The organism is Coleofasciculus sp. H7-2 (assembly GCF_042747725.1).
In the GTDB taxonomy this organism is placed as follows: Bacteria; Cyanobacteriota; Cyanobacteriia; order Cyanobacteriales; family FACHB-T130; genus FACHB-T130.
Genome location: NZ_JBHZGO010000012.1, coordinates 1 through 22,439, shown reverse-complemented (window position 1 = coordinate 22,439; position 22,439 = coordinate 1). Strand labels below are relative to the sequence as shown.

Below are 22,439 nucleotides of genomic sequence, written 5' to 3'. Positions count from 1 at the left end.
AGTGAGCTGTATTGGTATATAGCAATCTTAAACAACTTGTAAAATCTTCCATTTCTCTTCCTTCGCGGTTCCTTAATAAAGAGCCGGTTCAAAAATTAGAGATGACGGCTCTAATCTTTTTGATTACTAACGAAAGCTTGCTTGTGATTCTTTAGCAACCAGTGCTTGTATTTCATCCAAGGAGAGATTTTCTACCTCTGCTAATAGCTGCTCAATCTCAGCAATTTGTTCGGGTTTGGGCTGTTTTTCGGCAATTGCAGTAGCGATTTCCGCGACTGTAGAAGTTTCAAAAAGCAGAGTACGCAGCGGTAATTCCACTTGGAAAGTTTCACGCAGTCGGGAAATCGTTTGTACAGCCAGTAAAGAGTGTCCGCCTAACTCAAAGAAGTTGTCGTAAATTCCTATTTTTTCAATTCCTATCAGTTCTTGCCAGATATTGGCGATACCTTGCTCAATCTGATTGCGAGGAGCAACATAAGCATTTGCTTGCAGGTGTCTGGGATGTCTAGTTGTCGATAATTGGCTAAAATTATCTAATTTTTGAGCGGGATAACTCGATGAAGTAAAGTTAGAACTTTGCTCAATGATATCTGATAAATCTTGCGTTGAAATGATAACTTGAGGAAGAGAATTTTCCAGAATTCGGCTCAATATATCTACGGCTTCTGCGGGTAAAAGCCCATTTTTTAGACTTTCTTCTCGCCACTTTTTGAGCTGTTCAGGAACGGCAGTATTTACCGCCATGCCGACTTCTTGCCACGCATCCCAGTTGATTGAGATTGTGCGACCATTAAAAGTATTGCAGTGAGCAAAAGCATCTAAAAAGGCATTGGCAGCACTATAGTCTACCTGTCCAAATCCGCCTTGGATTGAGCTAAGGGATGAAGAGAGAACCACGAAGTCTAAATTGACATCTTTGAGGAGATCGTTTAACACCAAAGTTCCCATCACTTTGGGAGCAAAAACACTCTCAACAATTTCTGGTGTTTTGAGTTGAATCATGCCACCACCAGCAACTCCAGCGGCGTGGATAACCCCGTGAATCTCACCAAAACGTTCTAGGGATTGCGCGATCGCATTCTGCATTTGTTCATAATTCGCAACATCGGCAGCGAATACCAGTACCTCAGCTCCTAATGCTTCTAACTCCTGCAATTTCTGAATCTTAATAGTGGTAGGATCGAGCGCATCATGAGTGGCGATCCATTGCTGCCACTGCTCTTTTGTAGGCAGTGCAGAACGTCCGATTAGAATCAGCTTGGCTTGTACTGTCTTGGCAAGATATTCGGCTAAGACTAAGCCCATCCCTCCCATGCCACCTGTGATGAGATATACTCCCCCTTGTCGTAACCGGGTTTGGCTGGCTTTTTCTAGCGGGACTGGCTCAAATGTCTGAACCCAGCGATGATTGCCACGATAGGCAATCATTAAGTCTTTTGAATCTGCCCTTAGTTCTGCTATCAGTTGCTTTACTAAGTTGTTGGTTCCTGATGCCGATATCGCCACATCAACTTGACGACAATTAATGTGAGGATACTCTTGAGGAATGACTTTGCATGAACCGATGATTGTTGCTTTTTCAGGACACAATGGCTCATCGCCAGTAATGTCATAAAGATTGTTACTGGCAACTAGAAGTTGAATAGAATTGCTAACTGGTTGTTGTCCTAACGCTGGTGCTAAATAAATCAGACTGTAGAAACCGAGATTTTGGCTGGTTTCAAAAGACTGAGGCGGTGATTGGGTGATACTCCAGAGATGCGCGATCGCATTCGGGGTTTTTCCTTGTTCCCGCACGGCTCGAATCAAGGCGTGATAGTCATCCTGGCAAGCTGGATTAATCGTGTAAGTATTGCTATCAAGTTGCTTAAATTGCTCTCCAACCCGAACAGAAATCGCATCCTGTCCAGTTTGTTGCAATCGTTGGACGATTTGAGAACCTATCCCACACTCATCAACAAAAACCAGGTAGCAAGCAGACGGAATCTCTCTAGTTTTTACCAAGGGAATTTGTTTCCAAGAAGGAACATAAAACCAGTCAGTAATATTCGATTTCCCTAGCTTGCTTTCACCTGTACGGGTTGCTGGGACTTGGGTTTGGGGTTCAATCCAGTAACGCTGACGTTCAAACGGGTAAGTCGGTAAAGGCACGCGGTGACGTTGTTCGCCAGCATAAAAACCAGACCAATTCACCGCAACTCCTGCTAGCCAAAGCCGCCCTAAGATATTGAGTAAAAAGGCGATATCTGAGTTTTGCTCTTGGGGATGGCGTAACGAAGGTAATACCACTTGCCCGATTTCTTGATGGGAATGCTGTTTGACAAGGGTACACAAACTACGCCCCGGACCAACTTCTAAGAAGATGCGATTTGGCTGTTGCAGTAAGGTAGAGATTCCCTCAAGAAAGCGTACTGTCTGCCGTAAATGCGTCGCCCAGTAATTGGGATTTGTGGCTTCTTCTGCTGTAATCCAAGTTCCCGTAACATTGGAGATAAAGGGAATCTGAGGAGGATTCAATTTAACTTTTTTCACTTCCTCAATGAATGGCTCCAATATGGACTCCATCATCTGAGAATGAAAGGCATGAGAAGTATGCAAACGCCGACACTCGACACCTTTCGCAGTGAGTTGCGCTTCAATTGCGTCTACAGCGTCAAGGGTTCCGGAAACGACACACAAAGAAGGGGCGTTACTGGCGGCTAAAGATAAATTCTCATTCAGTAGACTTTGAATTTCCGCTTCTGGCAATGAAACGGCAAGCATCGCCCCGGCTGGCATTTGCTGCATCAGTCGCCCACGAATCGCCACCAAAGCTAAAGCGTCTTCAACAGACATGACACCCGCAAGGCAAGCCGCTACATATTCGCCAATGCTATGACCTAGCATCGCTTGGGGAGAAATGCCCCACGACATCCACAACTGAGCTAAGGCATACTCAATTACAAACAATGCGGGTTGAGCAAAGCAAGTTTGTTTGAGTTTTTCTGCGACTGCTTCAGGATGAGGCGGGTTGGGATAAAGTAGCGATCGCAAATCCATCCCGATATCAGGTTGAAGAAGGTAGGCGCAGCGGTCTACTTGTTGGCTAAATATCGGCTCAGTCTGGTACAGTTCCCGCCCCATATCCACATACTGCGCTCCTTGTCCGGGAAACAGGAAGGCGATGGAGCGCTCAGCAGGCTCTTGGAAGTGAGTGAAAACTTTTTGGGTACCTGGGGTTTCCAATCGGGTTGCTAACTCCTCAACAGTCTGGCAAACCCAGATCCGGCGATGTTCAAAAGCCCGACGACCCACTTGGAGAGTGTAAGCAACATCCGCCAAATTGAGATCGGGATGCTTCTTAAGGTGAGCTGCCAAATTTGCCGTAGCCGTCTCTAGCGCCGATTCTGTTTTGGCGGAAAGCACCAACAATTGCCACGGACGAGAAGTTCCAGACACTGCCATCGGGGGTTCTTCGAGAACGACATGGGCGTTGGTGCCACCAATCCCCAAAGAACTGACTCCGGCGCGGCGCGGGGTTGAACTTGCCTTCCATTCCGTCAGCTGGGTATTGACGTAAAAGGGACTATTGGCAAAATCAATCTCAGGATTTGGCTGTTGAAAATTTAGGCTGGGTGGAATTAACTTGTGTTTTAGTGCCAAAACCGTCTTAATTAGTCCCGTGACACCTGCTGCTGCATCCAGATGACCGATGTTGGTTTTGACGGAACCGATGGCACAGAAATTCTTTTTCTCGGTATTGGCACGAAAAACGTGGGAAAGTGCGGTAATTTCAATCGGATCGCCTAAGACGGTTCCAGTGCCGTGAGTTTCGATATAGGAGACAGTTTCCGGATCGACTCCTGCTAGCGCCAGTGCTTCTGCGATCGCGTCTGCTTGTCCGTTGACGCTGGGTGCTGTATACCCGACTTTCTGGGAACCATCGTTATTGATGGCTGAACCTTTAATTACCGCGTGAATGCGATCGCCATCTGCGATCGCATCCGCCAATCTTTTTAAAACTACAACTCCCACACCATTGCCAATAATCGTTCCCTGTGCATCAGCATCAAAGGCGCGGCAATGACCATCAGGAGATAAAATTCCCCCTTCTTGATATAAATAACCTGTTTTTTGCGGCACCCGAATCGAAACTCCACCCGCCAATGCCATATCGCATTGATAATTTAATAAACTTTGGCAAGCCAGAGTTGTAGCAACTAATGAAGTGGAACAAGCTGTTTGAACGGTCAGGCTTGGCCCTTTGAGATTTAATTTGTAAGAAACGCGGCTAGTGAGGAAATCTTTATCGTTGCCAATCAATTTTTGGAAACTGTCCGCCGACCCGATGCAATCGCGATTTAAATTAAAAGATAAATAATTATTCAGGCTGGCACCTGCATAAACGCCGATTCGACTTTCACATCTTTGGGTGTCGTAACCAGCATTTTCCAGCGCCTCCCAAGCACATTCTAAAAAGATCCGGTGTTGCGGATCGGTCATTTCCGCTTCTTTTGGATTGAAGCCAAAGAAGGAAGCATCAAAAAACTCGATATCTTCTAATACGGCACCAGCTTTTACATGATTGGGATCGTTGAGTAACTCTGGGGCGATTTCAGAAGCTGTTAATTCTTCATTGGTGAAGACCGAAATTGATTCGATTCCATCGCGTAAATTTCGCCAAAATTCTTCGATATTCTTAGCACCGGGAAAGCGTCCGCTCATGCCGATAATGGCAATACCTTCCAGAGAATCGTAACTTGTAGCGCTACCCATGAATCTTTCTACCTTGCTTGCTCAATAGTTCTTTTTGGCGATTGATAGCCTCTATTTGCTTTTGAGCGCGAAGCACACTATCGCGTCCCGCTTCGCTAACGCGCATCTCTTCAAAAGCAGGCTGTTGTTGTTGGCTTAAATATTGCGCCAGCGAATAAATAGTTGGGTTTTGAAATAGAGTGACTACTGATATCTCTCGGTTCAAAACTGTCTGTAGTTTGTGATTCACCCGAAGCATCAGTAATGAATGTCCACCGATATCAAAGAAATTGTCGTGAATGCCGACTTTCTCTAAGTTCAGTACCGTTTGCCAAACAGTCGCGATAGTTTTTTCAATCTCCGATTGGGGAGGTTGATAAACTGCTGCTAATAAACGCAGATTTTCCGGAACAGGTAAGGCGCGACGATTGACTTTTCCATTCGGTGTCAGCGGCAAAGTGTCTAGAAATACGAAAGTCGAAGGCACCATGTATTCAGGAAGAGTTTGTTTTAAGCGATCGCGCAATTCATTAATCGAAACTTCAGCATCCTGATTCGGAACTACATAAGCGACTAATCGGCGATCGTTGGGCATATCTTCTTTAGCAATCACCACCGTTTCTCGCACCTGTGGATGTTGTCCCAGCACCGCCTCAATTTCCCCTAGTTCGATACGGAAACCCCGAATTTTTACTTGATGGTCAATTCTTCCCAAAAATTCAATGTTTCCATCTGGCAAATAGCGTGCTAAATCTCCGGTTTTGTAAAGGCGGAACCTCTCCCCCAACCCCTCTCGATCCCCCCTTGCCCCCCTTAAAAAGGGGGGATCGAGAGGGGCTTCCGGCTCCCCCTGCCCTCGTAGGGAAGGGGGCTGGGGGGTTAGGTCTTTCAAGCTAAACCTCTCCCCCAACCCCTCTCGATCCCCCCTTGCCCCCCTTAAAAAGGGGGGATCGAGAGGGGCTTCCGGCTCCCCCTGCCCTGGTAGGGAAGGGGGCTGGGGGGTTAGGTCTTTCAAGGGATTAGCAATAAACCTCTCTTGGGTTAACTCTGGTTGATTCAGATAACCTCTAGCCAAACCAAAACCGCCAATATGCAACTCTCCCGGAACTCCAATCGGAACAGGTTGCAAATGCGAATCTAATAAATATATCTGTGTATTGGCAATCGGGCGACCGATGGGAACAATTCGCCTTTTGCTGTGACGCTGACAAGCCCAAAAAGTAACATCAATTGCTGCTTCGGTCGGACCATAGAGATTATGTAGTTCTGCTGCATCCAGACGTGCGAAAAAGCGTTCTTGTAAATCAAAAGGCAGTGCTTCGCCGCTACAAAAGACACGCTTGAGACTGTTACATTTTTCTAGCCCCGGCTCCTCTAAAAATACTTGCAGCATTGAGGGGACGAAGTGCAGTGTAGTAATTTGTTGCTGGGCAATCAGCCGGAGTAAATAACCGCTATCTTGATGACCCCCTGGTTTGGCTAAAACGAGACTAGCGCCCGTTAACAAAGGCAAGAAAAATTCCCAAACTGACACATCAAAGCTGAACGGAGTCTTTTGTAAAACTCGGTCGGTTGCTGTTAATTGGTAGGTGTCCTGCATCCAGAGCAAGCGATTGTTTAACCCCAGGTGGGTGTTCATCGCTCCCTTAGGCTTTCCTGTGGAACCAGAGGTGTAAATTACATAAGCTAGGTTCTCTGGTGTAGCGGATGAAGCTGGGTTTTCTGTACACTCTTGGGTAATTGTTTCCCAGTCGGTATCTAAACAGATGACTTTCGCTTGATGTTGTTGAGAACGTAGGTTGGGTTGAGGTAACGAAACCCAACAAGCCTCCTGAGTTTGGTTTCGCTTATGCTCAACCAAACCTACTATGTCTTTAACCAAATGTTGTTGAGTCAAAAGCAGTGAAACTTGGGCATCTGCTAACATGAACGCTAAGCGTTCTTGAGGATACTTGGGATCTAGTGGCAGGTAAGCGCCACCCGCTTTGAGAATACCCAAAAGAGCGACTACCATTTCTAGCGATCGCTCTATGCATATGCCAACTAGAACATCTGGTTGCACACCTAGCTGTTGCAGGTGGTGCGCTAACTGGTTCGCTCGGTTATTTAACTCGCGGTAAGTTAGAGACTCGATTAATCCTGTCTCTACATTGTCGAAGATTAAGGCAACAGCATCCGGTGTCTTTTCTACCTGCTGCTCAAATAGTTGATGGATACACTGTTTGGGGTAATCAACTTGAGTGTCATTCCACTCCACAAGCATTGTATGACGCTCAGATGCAGTTAATAGCGGCAAATCTGATAAACACTGTTCTGGATCGGCAACAATTCCTTCTAGTAAGGTTTGGAAATGCCCTAACATCCGGGTGATAGTGTCCTCGTTGAAGAGATCGGTGTTATATTCCAGCGTCCCGATCAATCCCTGTTCGGTATCCATCATTGATAGGAATAAATCGAACTTCGCAGTTCCGCTATCAACTTCCGAAGTTTTTAAAGTTAACTCTGGTAGCGAAACCGTCGATAATGCGGGATTTTGGAGGACGAACATTACCTGAAATATCGGGTGATAACTCAGATCCCGACTCGACTGTAATTCCACCAGCTTCTCGAAAGGCAAATCTTGGTGAACATACGCATCAATTGCCACCTTTCGCACTCGCACCAATAATTCTTTAAAGCTGAGATTTCCCGCCAGATTGGTACGCAACACCAAAGTATTGACAAAGCACCCAATCAATGATTTCAGTTCAGCGCGATCGCGGTTGGCAATCGGGGAGCCGATTAGGATGTCTTCTTGCCTTGTATAACGGTAAAGCAACGTCCCAAACGCCGCCAACAAGGTCATAAATAAGGTGACACCCTCCTGCTGACCTAGCATTTTGATTGCCTCAGTCAATGCTTTGGGCAGCACTAACGTTTGCTGCGCCCCCCGAAAAGTCTGAATAGGCGAGCGCGCACCGTCAGTCGGCAACTCCAATACGGGAAGTTCTCCCCCTAACTGCTGCTTCCAATAATTCAGATGGGTTTCTAGCCTCTCGCCGGAGAACCACCGTCGTTGCCAATCGACATAATCAACATATTGGATGGGAAGTTCAGCCAGTGGCGAAGGCTTTCCGGTAGAGAAAGCTTCGTAAAGTGCTGCCAATTCTCGGATGACAACCCCAATTGACCAACCATCGGCAACAATGTGGTGCAGCGTCAGCAGCAACATCGACTCTTGAAGCGTTAGATGCAGCAGTTTTGCCCGCAATAACGGCGGTTGTGCCAAGTCGAAGGGCGTTTGAGCCTCTGCTGTCGCCAATCGTTGCGCTCCACGCTGGCGATCGCTATCGGGCAATTGCCGCAGATCCACCTCTGGTAAATTTAAGGTGAGAGCGATCGCGTCGCCTTCCGCAAGAATCACTTGTACGGGTTCGCCCTCCACTACAGCAAAGCTTGTCCGCAAGATTTCGTGTCGCTGGATAATTTCGTGAATACTGCGAACCAGCACTGGCACATCCAGCCGTCCCGTCAGGCGAACCGCGATGGGAATGTTATAAGCAGGAGTTCCCGGTTGCAGTTGATTGACAAACCACAATCTCGCTTGAGAAAAAGAAAGAGGATACCGATTGGTCGTTTTCTCAACTCGGCACAAAGGTATCGATGCAGACGGAACCGCCAGAGTAAGTTGGTCGAGTATCTGCCTTGCCAGTTGGCTAATGCAACCTACAACAAACAAGTCCGCAATGGATACAGCTACCCCCAAGTCAACCTCGATCCGATTCTTCAACTCGAAAACCATCAACGAATCAAGACCAAAACTGCTCAAAGGCAGCTCAACACTAATATTTCCTCCGTGATTCTTCCTCTGCGTCCTCTGCGTCCTCTGCGGTTCGTTCAAAAAATTAGCACCTAAATCTTGTAATTCAAACGACGCCACACCTAGCACCCGTGCTACTTGCTGCCGGAGATAAGCCTCTAATCGCTGAGGGAGTTCTTTCGACTCAACAGCCAGTAACTCTTCGCGGGTAAGATTATCTTCCTTTTCGACACGATAAGAATTGTCTAAAATACTGCTGCCAATAACATCCAATTCACCCGCGAGAAACTCCGCACGAGTAGCGCGGCGTTGAATCTTGCCGCTAGAAGTCTTGGGAATACTGCCACCTTTAATCAGAACTACCGCATAAACTTGGATCTCATGTTCTTCTGCAACTGCCTGACGAATGGCGGCGGTGACTTCCTCAACATTCGGTTTCGAGCGAAATTCTACCTCTTGCACCACTACCAGCCGTTCTTCATTGCCGACTTCTACCGCAAAGGCTGCACCACTACCTGAACGTAATCTGGGATGGCTGCATTCTGCCGTTCGTTCAATGTCTTGCGGATAGAGGTTGCGACCCCGGATAATAATTAAATCTTTGGCTCGACCTGTGATAAATAGTTCCCCATTGTGCAAAAAGCCCAAGTCGCCGGTTCTTAAAAAAGGCTTCCCGTCCGTATCTGCCAGGTAGGCGCGGAAGGTTTGCGCCGTCTCCTCTGCTCGATTCCAATAGCCGTGACCTACACTAGGACCTGAAACCCAAATTTCACCAATTTCATCTGTAGCACATCGGGTTAAAGTTTCAGGATTAGCGATCGCAATCTGCTGTTCTGGTAAGGTGTTCCCGCAACCGACGAAAGGCTGGGAATTGTCGTCATCAAAATCAGCATCAATGACTTGGTTGCGTTCTAATGCTGTTTTTTGAACGGTTTTCGTTACCGCAACCGCTGCCTTGACACCACCAGAAACGATCAGGGTTGCCTCCGCCATCCCGTAACAGGGATAAAAAGCTGTTTTTAAAAAGCCGCAGGCAGCAAAGGCATCTGCAAACCGCTCTAAAGTATCTTGGCGGATGGGTTCTGCACCGTTAAAAGCGACACTCCAGGTGCTTAAGTCGAGGGTTTGTTTTTGTTCAGGTGTAATTTTCTGAACGCACAGTTCATAAGCGAAATTCGGACTGCCACTGGTAGTTCCTTGGTAATCGGAGATCGCTTTCAGCCAGCGATACGGACTCACTAGAAAAGACGCGGGTGACATTAAGTGGCAAGGGAACCCGCCATACAAGGGTTGCAGGACGCCGCCGATCAGTCCCATGTCATGATATATCGGTAGCCAGGAGACAAATTTGCTACTGGGCGAATGTTCCATGAGTCGGTAAGTCATGGCGGCATTGTGCAGCAGGTTGCCATGACTGAGCATGACTCCTTTCGGTGTCCCTGTAGAACCGGAGGTGTATTGCAGAAAAGCTAATGTGTCTTGATGAATGCTTGGCGGTTGCCAATTATCTTCGATGCCGTTGGCAATGTTGTCTGTGGTGAGCCAATTTAAAGCATCTGGGTCAGTTTTTTGAGTCAGAAGCGATCGCACCTTAGATACAATTCCCGTTGTGGTGAGCGCGATTTTTGCCTGTGCATCTTGCAAAATTGCTTGAATTCTGGGCGTGTTGCGTTGGTTGCGAGGCGGATAAGCGGGAACTGCGATCGCGCCTGCGTACAAACAACCGAAAAATGCTGCTAGATAATCCAAACCCGGTGGATAAAGCAATAAGGCACGTTCGCCACTTAACCCCATCGCTTGCAGTTGAGATGCGATCGCTCTACTGCGCCGATCCAATTCTCGATAAGTCAGGTTTTCGGCTGGTGTTTCCCCATCCTGCAAGAAGGTAAACGCTAGTTTTTCTGGTTCGTTTACGGCTCTGTAGCGCAGAATGTCTGCTAAAGTCGCAATTTTCTTCGGCTTTTCTGGAAAATCTTGGCAAAAATCGACCATGTTACTTTTTCGGCTTTTTCAACCCTGAACTGTTGAATGGCGTTTTTGGGAGTTTTAGGAACCCTCGACAGAGCAAAAAACTTCACCAATCCTGGTGTTAGCGTTGACCGTAACGCTCCTCCTCAAGAGGTTTTTCAGCGGCAATTTCTCTCTCGTTATTGAGAGCTATTTTTAATAAGCTTGGATAACCTTAGTACAAAGCTTGCAAGTTTGGCAAGTAGTAATAGCGAATATTTTTCAAAACTCTGGTCTTCGCTTTTCTGGAATTAGGGAAAGCATGATTTGACCTAGCCTTGAGGGACGCTCCTGCACTTTTGGTTCCAATAGCGGGAACAGCCGCCAAGCTGCGTAGTTTCATGCGTTCCCGGTCAAGGCGTGCAAATTTTGCTGGAAGCTCAATTGGGTATTTTAATAGAAAACTGACATCAGTTCTCAATAGACTAAATTTTTTTCTACCCTTGACATTGGCAGATAAGACGTTATATGTTGCTGAGCTAGTGACAATGAATTTCAATAACTGATTGGGTCGTGGTGACGACCCAAGCGCATCGAGTGGGTGTGAGGAAATTTGATGAGAATAGGGCAATTAATCCCCAGCCTGTTGCTTACAGGGGCAGTTCAAGTATTAGTGGCTCAGCCTGTCTGGGCACAAGTCACACAAGTGACGGGCGTGCGGCTCGACGAGACACCTAATGGACTAGCGGTGATTTTGGAGACGGCAGATGGGACGTCGCCCCAAGTGGTCACGTCGAGCTTCGACCAAACCCTGTTGATTGACCTGATTGGTGCCCAGCTGCGGTTAGCTGAGGGTGAATTTCGTCAAGACAATCCCGCGTTTGGCATTACATCTGTCACGGTAAAGCGACTGTATGAGAACAGCGTCCGGGTGACGGTAACGGGGGTACAAGAAGTACCAACCGCCGAGGTGCAACAAAGCGATCGCGGTTTAGTTGTCAGCCTCACAACAGCGGCTGACACAACAGCGACTCAGCCTACACCTGTACCGGAAGCGCCAGATGCTGAAACGGAACCGGGTAGCGACGAGACACAGCCAATTCAGCCAGATTCAGAACAAACGGATATTGAAGTCGTTGTAACAGCAACGCGCACAGCAGAAGAAATAACCAAAGTGCCGCGCAGTGTAACGGTAATTACACGAGAGGAGATCGAGCAACAAACCCGCTTAACCAGGAACTTAGGCGATATTCTTGCTAATACAGTTCCCGGCTTTGCACCCCCCACGAATCGCACGAATACATTTGGGCAAACTTTGCGGGGTCGCAACATTTCCGTTTTGATTGATGGTATCCCGCAAAATACTAACATTCAGTCAATTCCAGCACAGTTGACCTCTATCGATCCCTCTGCCATTGAAAGAATTGAAGTGGTTCGCGGACCTAGTGCTATCTACGGGGGTCAGGCAACTGGCGGGATTGTGAATATTATTACCAGAAGATCGACTGAAAACCGGCTGACTTCTACGACAGATGTGGGTTTGAACACGTCTTTGACGAATTCGGAAGAGAGTTTTGGCTATAACCTCCAGCATTCCATCTCTGGAAAAGAAGGTCAATTTGATTACACTGCCAGCTTCTCAATTGCCACGACGGGCGCTTTTTATGATGCTGAGGGCGATCGCATTGCTAATTTTGCTGGCGGAGAAGATAGCCTAATTTTAAACGGGTTACTCAAACTGGGGGTAGAATTAGATTCCCAGCAACGCCTGCAACTGTCGTTCAATCACTACGATCGGCAGCAAGACACCGATTTCATCTCAGATCCTGAAATTGACAATATTCCAGGCATTCAAAAAGCCCGCGCCCTGGAAGTTCCTGAAGGCATCAGGGTGATCGGGGCTAAGGATGAGTCATTCTTACGAACGACGATAGCCAGTTTGAATTACACCCACCAGAATCTTTTGGGTTCTGCTGTTCAGGCGCAAGCGTACTATCGTAACTATAGCTTTGGGGGTGGAACTCCGACCGACGATCGAGGCGGCTTTTTTGACTTTATTTATACCTCGCCAGGAGAATCAGAACAGCTGGGAGGGCGATTGCAGATTGACACACCCTTCAACTCCGAAAAGACACTCAGCTTGCTATGGGGAGTTGATTATCTGAGGGAAAGAAGTTCCCAAAGCTTTGATATTTTTGACCCGGTGGAGTTTGATGGAAGTGGCGGTTTAGTTTACCGCAAAACGGATGAACTGACTTTCGTTCCTGCTTATAAACTCAATCAATTGGGTTTGTTTGCTCAGTTGCAGTGGGATGTGAGCGATCGCGTGCGACTGACTGGGGGAGTGCGTCACGAACGCATTGGTTTGAGTGTAGATGACTACACCACCGCTGTTGGGAACCGGGACATTAAAGGCGGCGATCGCGATTTTAATGCAACTGTTTTTAATGCCGGTGCCGTCTTCAATGTCACCGAGGAAGTGAGTTTGTTTGCCAACTTTGCACAAGCTTTTTCCGTCCCGGATTTGGGTCGCGTTCTCCGCCTCCCTCCAGCAGGATTTGTGAGTGTTGAGGATTCGATTCGGCTGACCGAACCGCAGAAGGTAGACAACTACGAAATTGGAATTCGGGGTCAATGGCGTTCAGTCCAAGCATCCCTATCCGCTTTCTACAACTTTTCCGATCTCGGTTCAACCTTTAGAGCGATTCCAGGTGGTGGTCCCTTAGAAACAATTCGGGCACCACAACGAGTTTACGGGTTAGAAGCGGCTGTTGACGTGCAGCCAGGAGATCGCTGGCAAATTGGCGGCACAGCGAGTTATTTAGAAGGTGAGAATGATGCAGACGATGATGGCGAATACCTTGCTCTCAACAGCATCACCATCCCACCCCTAAAGCTGACAGCTTATGTGCAGCATGAAACTTTACCGGGTTGGCTCAATCGGCTGCAACTGCTGTATTCTGGAAACCGCGATCGCGCCTTTGATGATGGGGTAGACTCTGGAAAAATCAGCAGCTATGTGACCGTAGACTATATCAGCAGTATCCGGTTGGGTAAAGGAACTCTCTCTATCGGGGTTCAGAACTTATTTAACAACCAATATTTCCCTGTCTACTCGCAGTATTTCGCGCCCTTTTTTGACAGTTCTAATTATGCCGGACAAGGCAGAACTCTTAGCGTTGGATATCAGATCGTTTGGTAAAGACAAGTAAATGGGTGGAGGTAAAGTAGGTCAGTGTAAATAAACCAAGACTTACGCAAAGCTCATACATATAGCATTTTGTAGGGGCAATCCCCCTGTGGTTGCCCTTACTATGTGGTGATGTGCGGCGAGTCCTGAAGATGTCAGGCGATCCTACTTCATTCGTGAAATAATCAGTTTCTCTTTCTCTGTTCCTTTGTAATCAAGCTATGAACAAGTTCTTTTGCGCCGAAGAGTCACGCCAAGCTGGAGAAGAGATTATCGGGTGTGCAACCAATCGCCAAATTTATGTACTGATTGAGTGTCCACCTCCTTGGACATCCGATCCACTTGATTCAAAATTCCTTCCCGCTAATTTAAAAGCCTTAAAAGAGGAAATTGATACAGAGGCACTTTCTGTTAGATTTGTTTTGATTCATGGCGACCAACTCAAACGCGATCGCTACACGCGAGTTTTGATTTTTCGCTCAAAAACTGGACTTTCGGCAGGTTACACGAAGCAAGAGTTTCTGGTTTCAGATATTAATAATGTAGCTTCTTTACTGAAGGACTGTTTAACAGGCGACGCTACAGAACATGAGGCTATAGATATTCAAACTAGAGATATTTTAGTATGTACCCACGGTAGCCATGATAAATGTTGTGCTAAGTATGGCAATCCTTTTTACAAAGCTGCCTTAACCACTGTCTCTGACTTATCACTCGATCGTGTCCGCATTTGGCAAGCCAGTCACATTGGCGGTCATCGCTTTGCCCCTACTGCCATTGATTTTCCAGAGGGAAGATACTATGGCAGGCTCAACCAAGAATCATTTGTCGCCATTCTGACACGGAGTGGTGACATTCAGTGCTTGAACGATGTCTATCGCGGTTGGGGACTTTTACCTTGGGCAACTCAAATCTTAGAAAAAGAACTCATCCTGAAACATGGCTGGGATTGGTTTAATTACAAGGTTGCCTCTCAGATTATTGAGCAGAACGAAGATGAAAGTTTTAATCAAGTTGAAATAATTTTTGAGACACCAAATGGGGATTGGGGCGGTTATAAAGCAGAGATTGTTGAAGATAAAAATAATACTCTTCATTTAAAAGGGGAGTGTGACGGTACTGAATTATATAAATTTAACCAATTTGTTGTAAAAAACATGGTAAGTATCTGGGAATAAAGGCGAAACACCTGAATATTGTGAATGCCGATTCAATTACAATACGGTTCGGTTAAAAATAATTGTAGGTTGGGTTGAGGAACGAAACCCAACTAAACATAAGCATTTGTTGGGTTTCGTTCCTCAACCCAACCTACGTGAACTTTGCGGATTTGTGTTTGAATATTTTTTTTATAGTTATATGTGGTTAATCAAAAAGTCGGCTCAGTTTTTAAATAAAATTGCTATTTACTTTCGGTATTCTAGTCTCCACTGCTACCCTATTTGGAACTTAGCAAAGAATTATAGTCAGCGTAATATCCAACTGGTATTCATAACAGTTCTGACAATTTGTATAGTTTCCGCCTGTGAGGATAATGTTAAAAAAGATGCGGCAAATAACAGTATTAATATTTATCCTAATTTGCAGTCTCAAGCTGTACGAGTAGTCAAACACGCAATGGGAGAAACAAAGGTTCCTGTAAATCCGCAGCGAGTAATTGTGCTGGGAAACTTAGAGAACGTCTTAGCTTTAGGGATCAAGCCTGTAGGTGCCACAACCTTAGGTGATGGGGATTTTCCCTCCTATCTTCGGAATGAAACAGAAGGAATTGAGAAACTTGGCATAAATGGACAACCAAGCCTGGAGAAACTTTTACTCTTGAAGCCAGACTTGATTTTGGGTTGGTCTTGGGATCGAGAAATCTATGACAAGCTATCACAAATTGCCCCGACAGTTCTTGCTGGAGGTGACATTACGTGGAAAGAGTGGCTGAGAACATTTGCTGAAGCGCTGGGTAAGACGCCAGAAGCCGAAAAGCTCTTAAGTAACTATAATAAGCGCGTTGAAGCGTTTAGAGAGCAAATGGGCGATCGCTTCTCGCAAATCCAGCTATCTGTGGTTAACTTTTGGGCAGATCAAGTCCGCATTTACATGAAGCGCTCCTTCAGCGGACTCATTCTCAATGATATCGGTATGCCGCGTCCATTAGCCCAAGATAAAAATAAAAACTCGGAAAATCTCTCATTAGAACTAATTCCCAAAATGGAGGGCGATGCGATTTTCTTGGTACTTGGAGAAGGCAAAGAATCTAAGTTAACTCAATTCACAAATCATCCCCTTTGGTTCCAGTTGAAAGCGGTGAAACAAGGTAAGGTTTACCAAGTAAATAATGATGCCTGGATTGGCAGTTGGGGGATTATCGGAGCCAATCGCGTTCTTGATGACTTGTTTAAATATCTTGTAACTGACATCTTGCACCATTCTCAAGTTTGCCCATCCGCCTTGAACTCAAGTTCAAGGCTCATAGCTCAAGTCCATTGAAATGGACTGAAATTCTTAGTAAGTCTTCTAAGAGAAGACTTGATTCTGTAAGCCTGGGGTTTAAAGCATAGGCGGGTAATGCGACTGGTGCAAGATGTGAGTTGTCACAGACAAATCAAGCGATGGGAAGGTGTTTTCTACAGTTGCAGGTTTGATGCAATAACACAACCAATATGCGAACCTTCTTGATCATTTGGATTGGTCAGCTAGTCTCAACCATCGGTAGCTATATGACCAGTTTTGCCATCCAAATCTGGGTGTGGGAACTGACTGGTCAGGCAACGGCACTCGCTTTAGTGGGTTTCTTTACCCTAGTGCCGAGCATCTTAATTACACCAATTGCTGGGCTAATTGTAGACCGCTGGAACCGCAAATTCCTGATGATGATTGGCGACACAGTGACAGCTTTGTGTACCTTGGTAATTCTCTGGCTGTACCTGACAAACCAATTGCAAATCTGGCATCTTTATGTAGGTGGTGCGGTTAGCGGTGCTTTTAGTGAAATTCAGGCGCTGGCATATTCAGTATCGATGGCGATGCTAGTGCCTAAACAGCATTACACTCGTGCCACCAGCCTGGATTCTGCGATTCATTACAGTTCGATTATTATTGCCCCGGCACTGTCGGGTGTACTTTACTACGCGATTGGATTTGCCGGGATCTCGCTCATCGACATCGTTACGTTTGCGATCGCTATCGGCACAGTTCTCAAGATACATATCCCCCAACCCACGAGTAGCGATAAAGCATCCCCTCACGATAAAGGAATCTTCCAGCCGATGATCTTCGGCTTCCACTATATTCTGGTGCGTCCCGGTTTGCTCGCCATTGTAGTCGTGGCGTCCTTGTTCTGGTTTGCCCACGATCTGGGCGCTGCCTTGTATGCGCCGATGATTTTGGCACGCACGGGAAATGATGCCAGGGTGTTAGGCAGCGTCTCTTCAGCAGCCGGATTCGGTGGGGTAACGGGGGCGTTTCTCTTGAGTGTCTGGGGCGGTTCCAAGCGCCGCATCCACGGCTTTTTACTGGCAATGGTGGGGGCGGGTCTGAGTAAAACCGTATTTGGTCTGGGTCAGATGCCAATGATTTGGCTGACCGCTCAGTTTTGCTCATCGCTGAATTTTCCCTTATTGAGCAGTTCCAACACAGCCATCTTGCTGAGCAAGGTAAGACCGGATGTACAAGGACGGGTTTTCGCTGCGCGATCGACGATTCAGCAAGTCGTTTGTGCGATCGCTCTATTAATCGCTGGGCCACTTGCTGACAATGTTTTTGAACCAGCGATGATGCCAGGAGGTGTTCTTGCACCCCTTCTCGGCAGGCTATTCGGCACTGGATCTGGTGCCGGGATGGCGCTTTTGTATGTCATCACTTCCATCAGCTTATTGTTGGTTGGTTTGGGTGGGTATGGCTTCCGCGTGTTGCGCGACGTGGAAATTAGCTTACCTGACCATGATTTTGAGCCAGACCAGCAAAGGTGAGGACTCCAGATGCGGAAAATTGTAGGGAATCATGCGGATTTGATAGAACAAATTGCTACGAAGCTTTTAAAAACTTTTCGTTCGACTTTTTTACTTTGGCTCTTCCGTAGTTGGTATGCTAAATTTATAGTCAAGAAGCGCCACAAGCTATACTAGCCATGAATTTAAGCCAATTTAGCGTTTATTAAATAGAAAATACAGTCCAAAATCGTTATACCTTGCTAGGTAAGCCTTTCAAGTTTTGGAATCAACTTTTTAGCATACCAAGTAATGAAGAGCCTTTACTTTTGATATCCAGCCTTGGTATAACTTCAAAATTTCTGAATAAGGAACGGCGGATTCAAATAGCAGTTCGGATAGGGAAGGTGAGAAACGCTGGGGAAATCGTTGGTGCAAAATTCTGGCAAGACGTTCCCTGAAAATAAACTCAATCAATAATTTCTTAGATGAGGGAAAAACGTGATTGCTAAGCTCCACCAAAGCGTGGGCATCCGGCTTCCGACGTACCGTAAATTGTTCGATTGCCTGCGCCCAATTGTCAGAATACTCGTCCAAAAGGCGATCGAATATGACCGAATCTTCCAGTGCCGCATTGCAAGCTTGACCGATAGAGGGCGACACAGAATGCGCCGCATCTCCAATCAGCAGTACGCTGTCATTGTGGTGGTAGCGGCTACAGCGAATCATCAACACCCTTGATAGGGGTCTTTGGAGGAAAGCTTCGGCTTCCTTCTCCGACATCATCTGACCAACTGTTGGGAAATTTTTGTGAAAGAATTCGAGAACCTCTTGGGTTGTGGAAAGATCGACCACCTGGTTTTGCTGGTGGGGAAAGCGGATGGCACCACTCATGGTTCCGTCTGGCTGATACAGCATCAATAAGCCAGTGCCGTCATCGAGTCTCCAGGCGTGAACATTGCTCGTTTTGAGGGGGATGTCTGACTTTTCATTTCCGTCAAAGAAAATCGATTTGCGGTCATTTCGGTCGTAATTCTGTTCGCATTCAAACAGTTCCGTGGAGAGAAAATGCTCTCTCACAACCGAATGCGCCCCATCTGCACCAATTAACAGGTCATAATCAATGGTGAGATCCGCTGGCACTCCTTCCGGTATCGCTTCGGTCACTTTTTGAATTTTCAGCGTCTTCGCCTCAAAATCAACCTGCGTGCATTGATAGTTAAAGTGAATGTTGAGACGGTTATTGTCGTACTTTTCGCTGAGTTTTTCCAATAGAGCGATCGCTAAGTTGGTGCGGTCGAGGGCAAGGAAAGGTTTTCTTCTCGGCGTGAGGCGCGTCTTGCCGTTTTTTTGGTGAGATAGGGTTCCGATTATCTCTACACTCATCGCCTTAACAGCTTCGGCGATGCCCTCGATTTTACTTAAGGCATTCGTTCCCCGTTCGTTCAGGGTAATGGGATAGGTTCTGGATTTTGAGAATGAGACAATTCGGGGGTCGCTGCGGCGTTCGTAGATGTCAATTTGGTATTGGTCGCCGCGACGCAACAAGTAGTGTGCAAGCAGGGTTCCGGCAGGGCCAGCACCGATAATGACAACGTTCTTAACCATGTTTTAGAATTCCTTAGCGTGGTGGGAGCTGCACATCTGTCACCAGGAAACCTCTCCCCAACCCTTTCCTACTCTTGGGAGAGAAAAGGAATAAATTTTTGGTATTGCCCTCATTTAGGACTGCTATATATCAAACATCGGGACACGGGCTTTTCAAATGAATAGTTGCGATCGCTTCCACTTCGTCCACGCAACTAATCAGTTTCCACCAAAACTGTAACAGCAGCAACAGCGATGAGCATTTCGTCATTTTTATCATTAAGTGAAGGAATTGCTCGACCCTGAACAACCATTCCGCCAGACTCAACGGTGAGAGTTTTGCGCCCAAAAGGTAACACAGCTAACACCTCCGCTTCCCGCACTTGCTCCGGGTAAGGCACTGCCACCTGTACTTCAACTATCATTTGATCGGGGTCGCTTAAACCTGCAACTTCCCAGACACCCGGCAAGGCATTGTGAGCTATCGCATTCCTGACAGCCCTGGCGGCGGCGACAGTGGGTTCCTGTCCGTGCTGATCGATTCCCATACCCATCTCGATAATCAAGCGTTTACGAGCCACAGTCACCCCTCTGACTACACTTTATTTTTCCAACTGACCTGCAATATATTCTCTGACTTCTTTGGCTGAATCTAGCTGCAAGACAGCAGATGCGATCGCTGCTACTTCATCCATCCTCAACTTTGAAATCCCTGCTTTTACCGTAGAAATGGCTGGTAAGTTCATACTTAATTCATCGACTCCCAATCACGAATTTGGCAGCCGGACGGGCGTGCAAACCCATCTGATTTCGGACGGTAAGATGTATTACCTGACTTTGGGCACTCCCCAGAGATGCCCCTAGGGACTGCGAAGGATGAATCAGGACTTACGCAAAGCTTATACATATAGCGTTTTTTCGGGTTCAATCCCCCTGGGAAAAGCCCCTATATGTGGTGATGTGCGGCGAGTCCTATGAATATCGGATAACTGAGAGGCTTTGGCTGCTAATGCTCCTCGTGCTTCGCGGATGACAATTCTCACTATCTATCCCACTTCCTGAGATAACTCGCTCAATTATGTTAAGATTTATTAAAAAGCTTAGATTTTATGACTCATCCCAGCTTAGAAAATATTGGTGCCCAGCTAGAAAGCCCGAATTCGCGCGATCGCATGTTGGCACTTGCCTCGTTGCGCGAAGTATCAGCAGATGAAGCTGTACCCCTGATCAAAAAGGTTTTAGACGACGAAAACCTGCAAATTCGCTCAATGGCGGTATTTGCACTGGGTCTTAAACCTACAGAAGAATGCTTTCCGATTCTAGTGAAATTGCTAGAAACTGACCCCGACTATGGCATTCGCGCCGACGCCGCCGGTGCCTTGGGCTACCTGTGCGATATCAGAGGATTTGAACCATTGGTGCGGGCTTTCTACGAAGATACAGATTGGCTAGTGCGTTTCAGCGCCGCCGTTAGTTTGGGCAATTTGAAAGATCCCCGCGCTTTCGACGTGCTGGTTCGGGCGTTAGATAGCGAAGAAGTCGTGTTGCAACAGGCAGCGATCGCGGCACTCGGCGAAATCAAAGCAGTAGCAGCCGTCGATCAAATTCTCCGCTTTGCCCAATCTGACGATTGGCTGATCCGTCAGCGCCTAGCAGAAGCCCTAGGACACCTTCCTGGCGATAAGAGTATCTCAGCGCTCAATTACCTGGAAAAAGACAGTCATCCCCACGTTGCTACCGCCGCCACCATCTCCCTCAAGCGCTTGTCTGAAAACAATTAAAAATTAAAAATTAAAAATTAAAAATGGGGGATTCTTCATTTTTAATTTTTAATGCAAGCATTTTTAATTGCTTACAGCCAATGGGCGACGGAAAACAAGCCATCTTCCGTCTGGATATGCTCCACACCGCGCATCTTGACGATGGGCTGACCGAGATAAGACACGCACAACCAACCACCGATGACGAAATCGACCGTAATCTCATTCGAGAAGATATTGTCTAATCGCAGGACATCGATTCCCGACTCATCCTCAATCGTGTCAAACCCATCGCCGGGAGTGTAAATATAGACATCATTGCCGTCACCTCCATCCAAGCGATCGTCACCTGCGCCGCCAACCAAGACATCATCGCCATTGCTTCCGAATAAGCGATCGCGCCCCGAACCACCAAGTAAAAAGTCGTTCCCAGCTTCGCCGTACAGGGAATCGTCGTCTTCTCCCCCTTGAATCAGGTCATTTCCTTGCCCACCGTGGATGATATCGTTGCCTGACTTCCCTACCAGCGTATCGTCGCCAGCATAGCCAAAAATAACATCGTCGCCCTCGGTGGCTTCAATGTAGTCATCGCTGGGAGTGCCGTGAATTCTTGACATGATGCAGTTTTACTAATCCGAGAACTCTTAATCTTTTTATAAAGTAGAGTCCAGCGCTCGGCACTCTCTCTGGCGACTGGTAAATTAAGATATTTAATGTGATGTTAAAAAGTGTTAGTCCCGAAGAATTTGATTCATGGATATTCAAAAGTTTTTTGAGCTGAGTGCAGGCAAGTGGTTTTCCCAGCGTACCAGTCACCATCTGGCTTTCAAGCAAGCAGAAAGTGGCAAGTCAGACATCAAGATCGAGATGCTCTCGGCACAAGACCCCGAAGTAATCAAGCTCTGCGAACAGTACGAAGTTGACCCAGCCTTAGCTTGGGGAGGCGCTCGCGTTAGCTGGGATGGCACGATGGAATGGGATCAAGAAAAACACGCTGGTTCTAGCGTTCTCGTCCCGATTCCCGACCCGGAGAAGCCCAACGAAGGTCAGTTGCTCCGCGACATGGGCTATGCCGAGAAAGCATCGGTTGCCGGTCGTTATGTCATGGGTAGCGATGATTCATTCACGCTGATTACTGAGTATGAAACGATGTACTCGGAAGAACGCATCTGGTTTGCCAGCGAAAACTTGCGGCTACGAGCCAGCATTCTAAAGCGATTTGGCGGCTTCTCGATGGCTTCTTTTTGCTCGGAAATTCGCATGGGTGTCACAAAGCCACAAGAAAAAGCCGCTGATACCGCTGCAAAAAATTAAAAATTAAAAATTAAAAATGGGGATTGTTCATTTTTAATTTTTAATGCAAGCATTTTTAATGCGGTCAAGCTCAATGGCGAGTCACTGGCGCTGCTGAACAACTGCGGCACCCCTTCGTTCCGGCTGTCCTACAAAAGCCGCTCCGCTGGAAAGCGTCGCAGCGGCAGGGCTTCAAGCGGCAAACTGAA

13 protein-coding genes are annotated in these 22,439 nt (G+C 46.9%); 7 read left to right on the top strand and 6 right to left on the bottom strand.

Going from position 1 to position 22,439, the window contains the following annotated elements:
* Positions 1 to 126: 126 nt before the first annotated feature.
* Positions 127 to 4,755: an SDR family NAD(P)-dependent oxidoreductase gene (locus ACFW2W_RS02040; RefSeq protein ID WP_378172650.1), complete on the bottom strand. Its 4,629-nt coding sequence runs from the start codon at positions 4,753 to 4,755 to the stop codon at positions 127 to 129.
* Positions 4,748 to 10,525 (bottom strand): amino acid adenylation domain-containing protein, encoded by a 5,778-nt coding sequence (locus ACFW2W_RS02035; protein WP_378172647.1) that lies wholly within the window; start codon positions 10,523 to 10,525, stop codon positions 4,748 to 4,750. The genes ACFW2W_RS02040 and ACFW2W_RS02035 overlap by 8 nt, the downstream gene beginning before the upstream one ends.
* Before the next feature lie 36 nt (positions 10,526 to 10,561).
* On the opposite strand from ACFW2W_RS02035, the gene ACFW2W_RS02030 reads away from it, so the two are divergent.
* The 5 genes from ACFW2W_RS02030 to ACFW2W_RS02010 all read left to right on the top strand — a co-directional run bounded on the left by ACFW2W_RS02030 (position 10,562) and on the right by ACFW2W_RS02010 (position 17,632).
* Positions 10,562 to 10,687 carry a hypothetical protein gene (locus tag ACFW2W_RS02030; protein ID WP_378172645.1) on the top strand — a complete coding sequence of 42 codons (126 nt, stop codon included), beginning with the start codon at positions 10,562 to 10,564 and terminating at the stop codon, positions 10,685 to 10,687.
* A gap of 409 nt (positions 10,688 to 11,096) precedes the next feature.
* On the top strand, positions 11,097 to 13,682 hold the full coding sequence (locus tag ACFW2W_RS02025) for a TonB-dependent receptor domain-containing protein (protein WP_378172642.1): 2,586 nt from the start codon (positions 11,097 to 11,099) through the stop codon (positions 13,680 to 13,682).
* Between the two features lie 209 nt (positions 13,683 to 13,891).
* A complete protein-coding gene (locus ACFW2W_RS02020; RefSeq protein ID WP_378172639.1) occupies positions 13,892 to 14,848 on the top strand; it encodes a sucrase ferredoxin in 957 nt (318 codons plus the stop codon).
* 181 nt (positions 14,849 to 15,029) lie between these two features.
* The gene (locus tag ACFW2W_RS02015; RefSeq protein WP_378172637.1) at positions 15,030 to 16,151 is read left to right on the top strand and encodes an ABC transporter substrate-binding protein; all 1,122 of its coding nucleotides are present in this window, start codon (positions 15,030 to 15,032) and stop codon (positions 16,149 to 16,151) included.
* Between the two features lie 173 nt (positions 16,152 to 16,324).
* Positions 16,325 to 17,632, top strand: coding sequence for an MFS transporter (locus tag ACFW2W_RS02010; protein WP_378172634.1), 1,308 nt, complete (start codon positions 16,325 to 16,327; stop codon positions 17,630 to 17,632).
* A gap of 255 nt (positions 17,633 to 17,887) precedes the next feature.
* Here ACFW2W_RS02010 and ACFW2W_RS02005 read toward each other — a convergent pair whose 3' ends face one another.
* The 3 genes from ACFW2W_RS02005 to ACFW2W_RS01995 form a co-directional block, all read right to left on the bottom strand.
* Positions 17,888 to 19,198, bottom strand: coding sequence for an FAD-dependent oxidoreductase (locus ACFW2W_RS02005; RefSeq protein WP_378172632.1), 1,311 nt, complete (start codon positions 19,196 to 19,198; stop codon positions 17,888 to 17,890).
* 194 nt (positions 19,199 to 19,392) lie between these two features.
* On the bottom strand, positions 19,393 to 19,758 hold the full coding sequence (locus ACFW2W_RS02000; protein WP_190816392.1) for a Lin0512 family protein: 366 nt from the start codon (positions 19,756 to 19,758) through the stop codon (positions 19,393 to 19,395).
* A gap of 172 nt (positions 19,759 to 19,930) precedes the next feature.
* Positions 19,931 to 19,981, bottom strand: coding sequence for a hypothetical protein (locus tag ACFW2W_RS01995; RefSeq protein ID WP_378172675.1), 51 nt, complete (start codon positions 19,979 to 19,981; stop codon positions 19,931 to 19,933).
* A 305-nt stretch (positions 19,982 to 20,286) separates the two neighbouring features.
* Between ACFW2W_RS01995 and ACFW2W_RS01990 the strand changes: the two genes are divergently transcribed.
* Positions 20,287 to 20,958, top strand: coding sequence for a HEAT repeat domain-containing protein (locus ACFW2W_RS01990; protein WP_378172629.1), 672 nt, complete (start codon positions 20,287 to 20,289; stop codon positions 20,956 to 20,958).
* 71 nt (positions 20,959 to 21,029) lie between these two features.
* On the opposite strand, the gene ACFW2W_RS01985 is transcribed toward ACFW2W_RS01990, so the two are convergent.
* Complete coding sequence (locus tag ACFW2W_RS01985; protein ID WP_378172625.1) at positions 21,030 to 21,554, bottom strand: calcium-binding protein; 525 nt, start codon at positions 21,552 to 21,554, stop codon at positions 21,030 to 21,032.
* 136 nt (positions 21,555 to 21,690) lie between these two features.
* On the opposite strand from ACFW2W_RS01985, the gene ACFW2W_RS01980 reads away from it, so the two are divergent.
* Positions 21,691 to 22,251, top strand: a complete 561-nt coding sequence (locus tag ACFW2W_RS01980) for a phycobiliprotein lyase (RefSeq protein ID WP_378172622.1) — start codon at positions 21,691 to 21,693, stop codon at positions 22,249 to 22,251.
* Positions 22,252 to 22,439 lie beyond the last annotated feature (188 nt).

What these genes read in the sequence shown, in the direction of transcription:
- ACFW2W_RS02025 (WP_378172642.1), top strand. Translation starts at nt 11,097, where the DNA reads ATGAGAATAGGGCAATTAATCCCCAGCCTGTTGCTTACAGGGGCAGTT.
- ACFW2W_RS01990 (WP_378172629.1), top strand. Translation starts at nt 20,287, where the DNA reads ATGACTCATCCCAGCTTAGAAAATATTGGTGCCCAGCTAGAAAGCCCG.
- ACFW2W_RS02015 (WP_378172637.1), top strand. Translation starts at nt 15,030, where the DNA reads ATGTGGTTAATCAAAAAGTCGGCTCAGTTTTTAAATAAAATTGCTATT.
- ACFW2W_RS02035 (WP_378172647.1), bottom strand. Translation starts at nt 10,525, where the DNA reads ATGGTCGATTTTTGCCAAGATTTTCCAGAAAAGCCGAAGAAAATTGCG.
- ACFW2W_RS02005 (WP_378172632.1), bottom strand. Translation starts at nt 19,198, where the DNA reads ATGGTTAAGAACGTTGTCATTATCGGTGCTGGCCCTGCCGGAACCCTG.
- ACFW2W_RS02030 (WP_378172645.1), top strand. Translation starts at nt 10,562, where the DNA reads ATGGCGTTTTTGGGAGTTTTAGGAACCCTCGACAGAGCAAAAAACTTC.
- ACFW2W_RS02010 (WP_378172634.1), top strand. Translation starts at nt 16,325, where the DNA reads ATGCGAACCTTCTTGATCATTTGGATTGGTCAGCTAGTCTCAACCATC.
- ACFW2W_RS01980 (WP_378172622.1), top strand. Translation starts at nt 21,691, where the DNA reads ATGGATATTCAAAAGTTTTTTGAGCTGAGTGCAGGCAAGTGGTTTTCC.
- ACFW2W_RS02040 (WP_378172650.1), bottom strand. Translation starts at nt 4,755, where the DNA reads ATGGGTAGCGCTACAAGTTACGATTCTCTGGAAGGTATTGCCATTATC.
- ACFW2W_RS01985 (WP_378172625.1), bottom strand. Translation starts at nt 21,554, where the DNA reads ATGTCAAGAATTCACGGCACTCCCAGCGATGACTACATTGAAGCCACC.
- ACFW2W_RS02020 (WP_378172639.1), top strand. Translation starts at nt 13,892, where the DNA reads ATGAACAAGTTCTTTTGCGCCGAAGAGTCACGCCAAGCTGGAGAAGAG.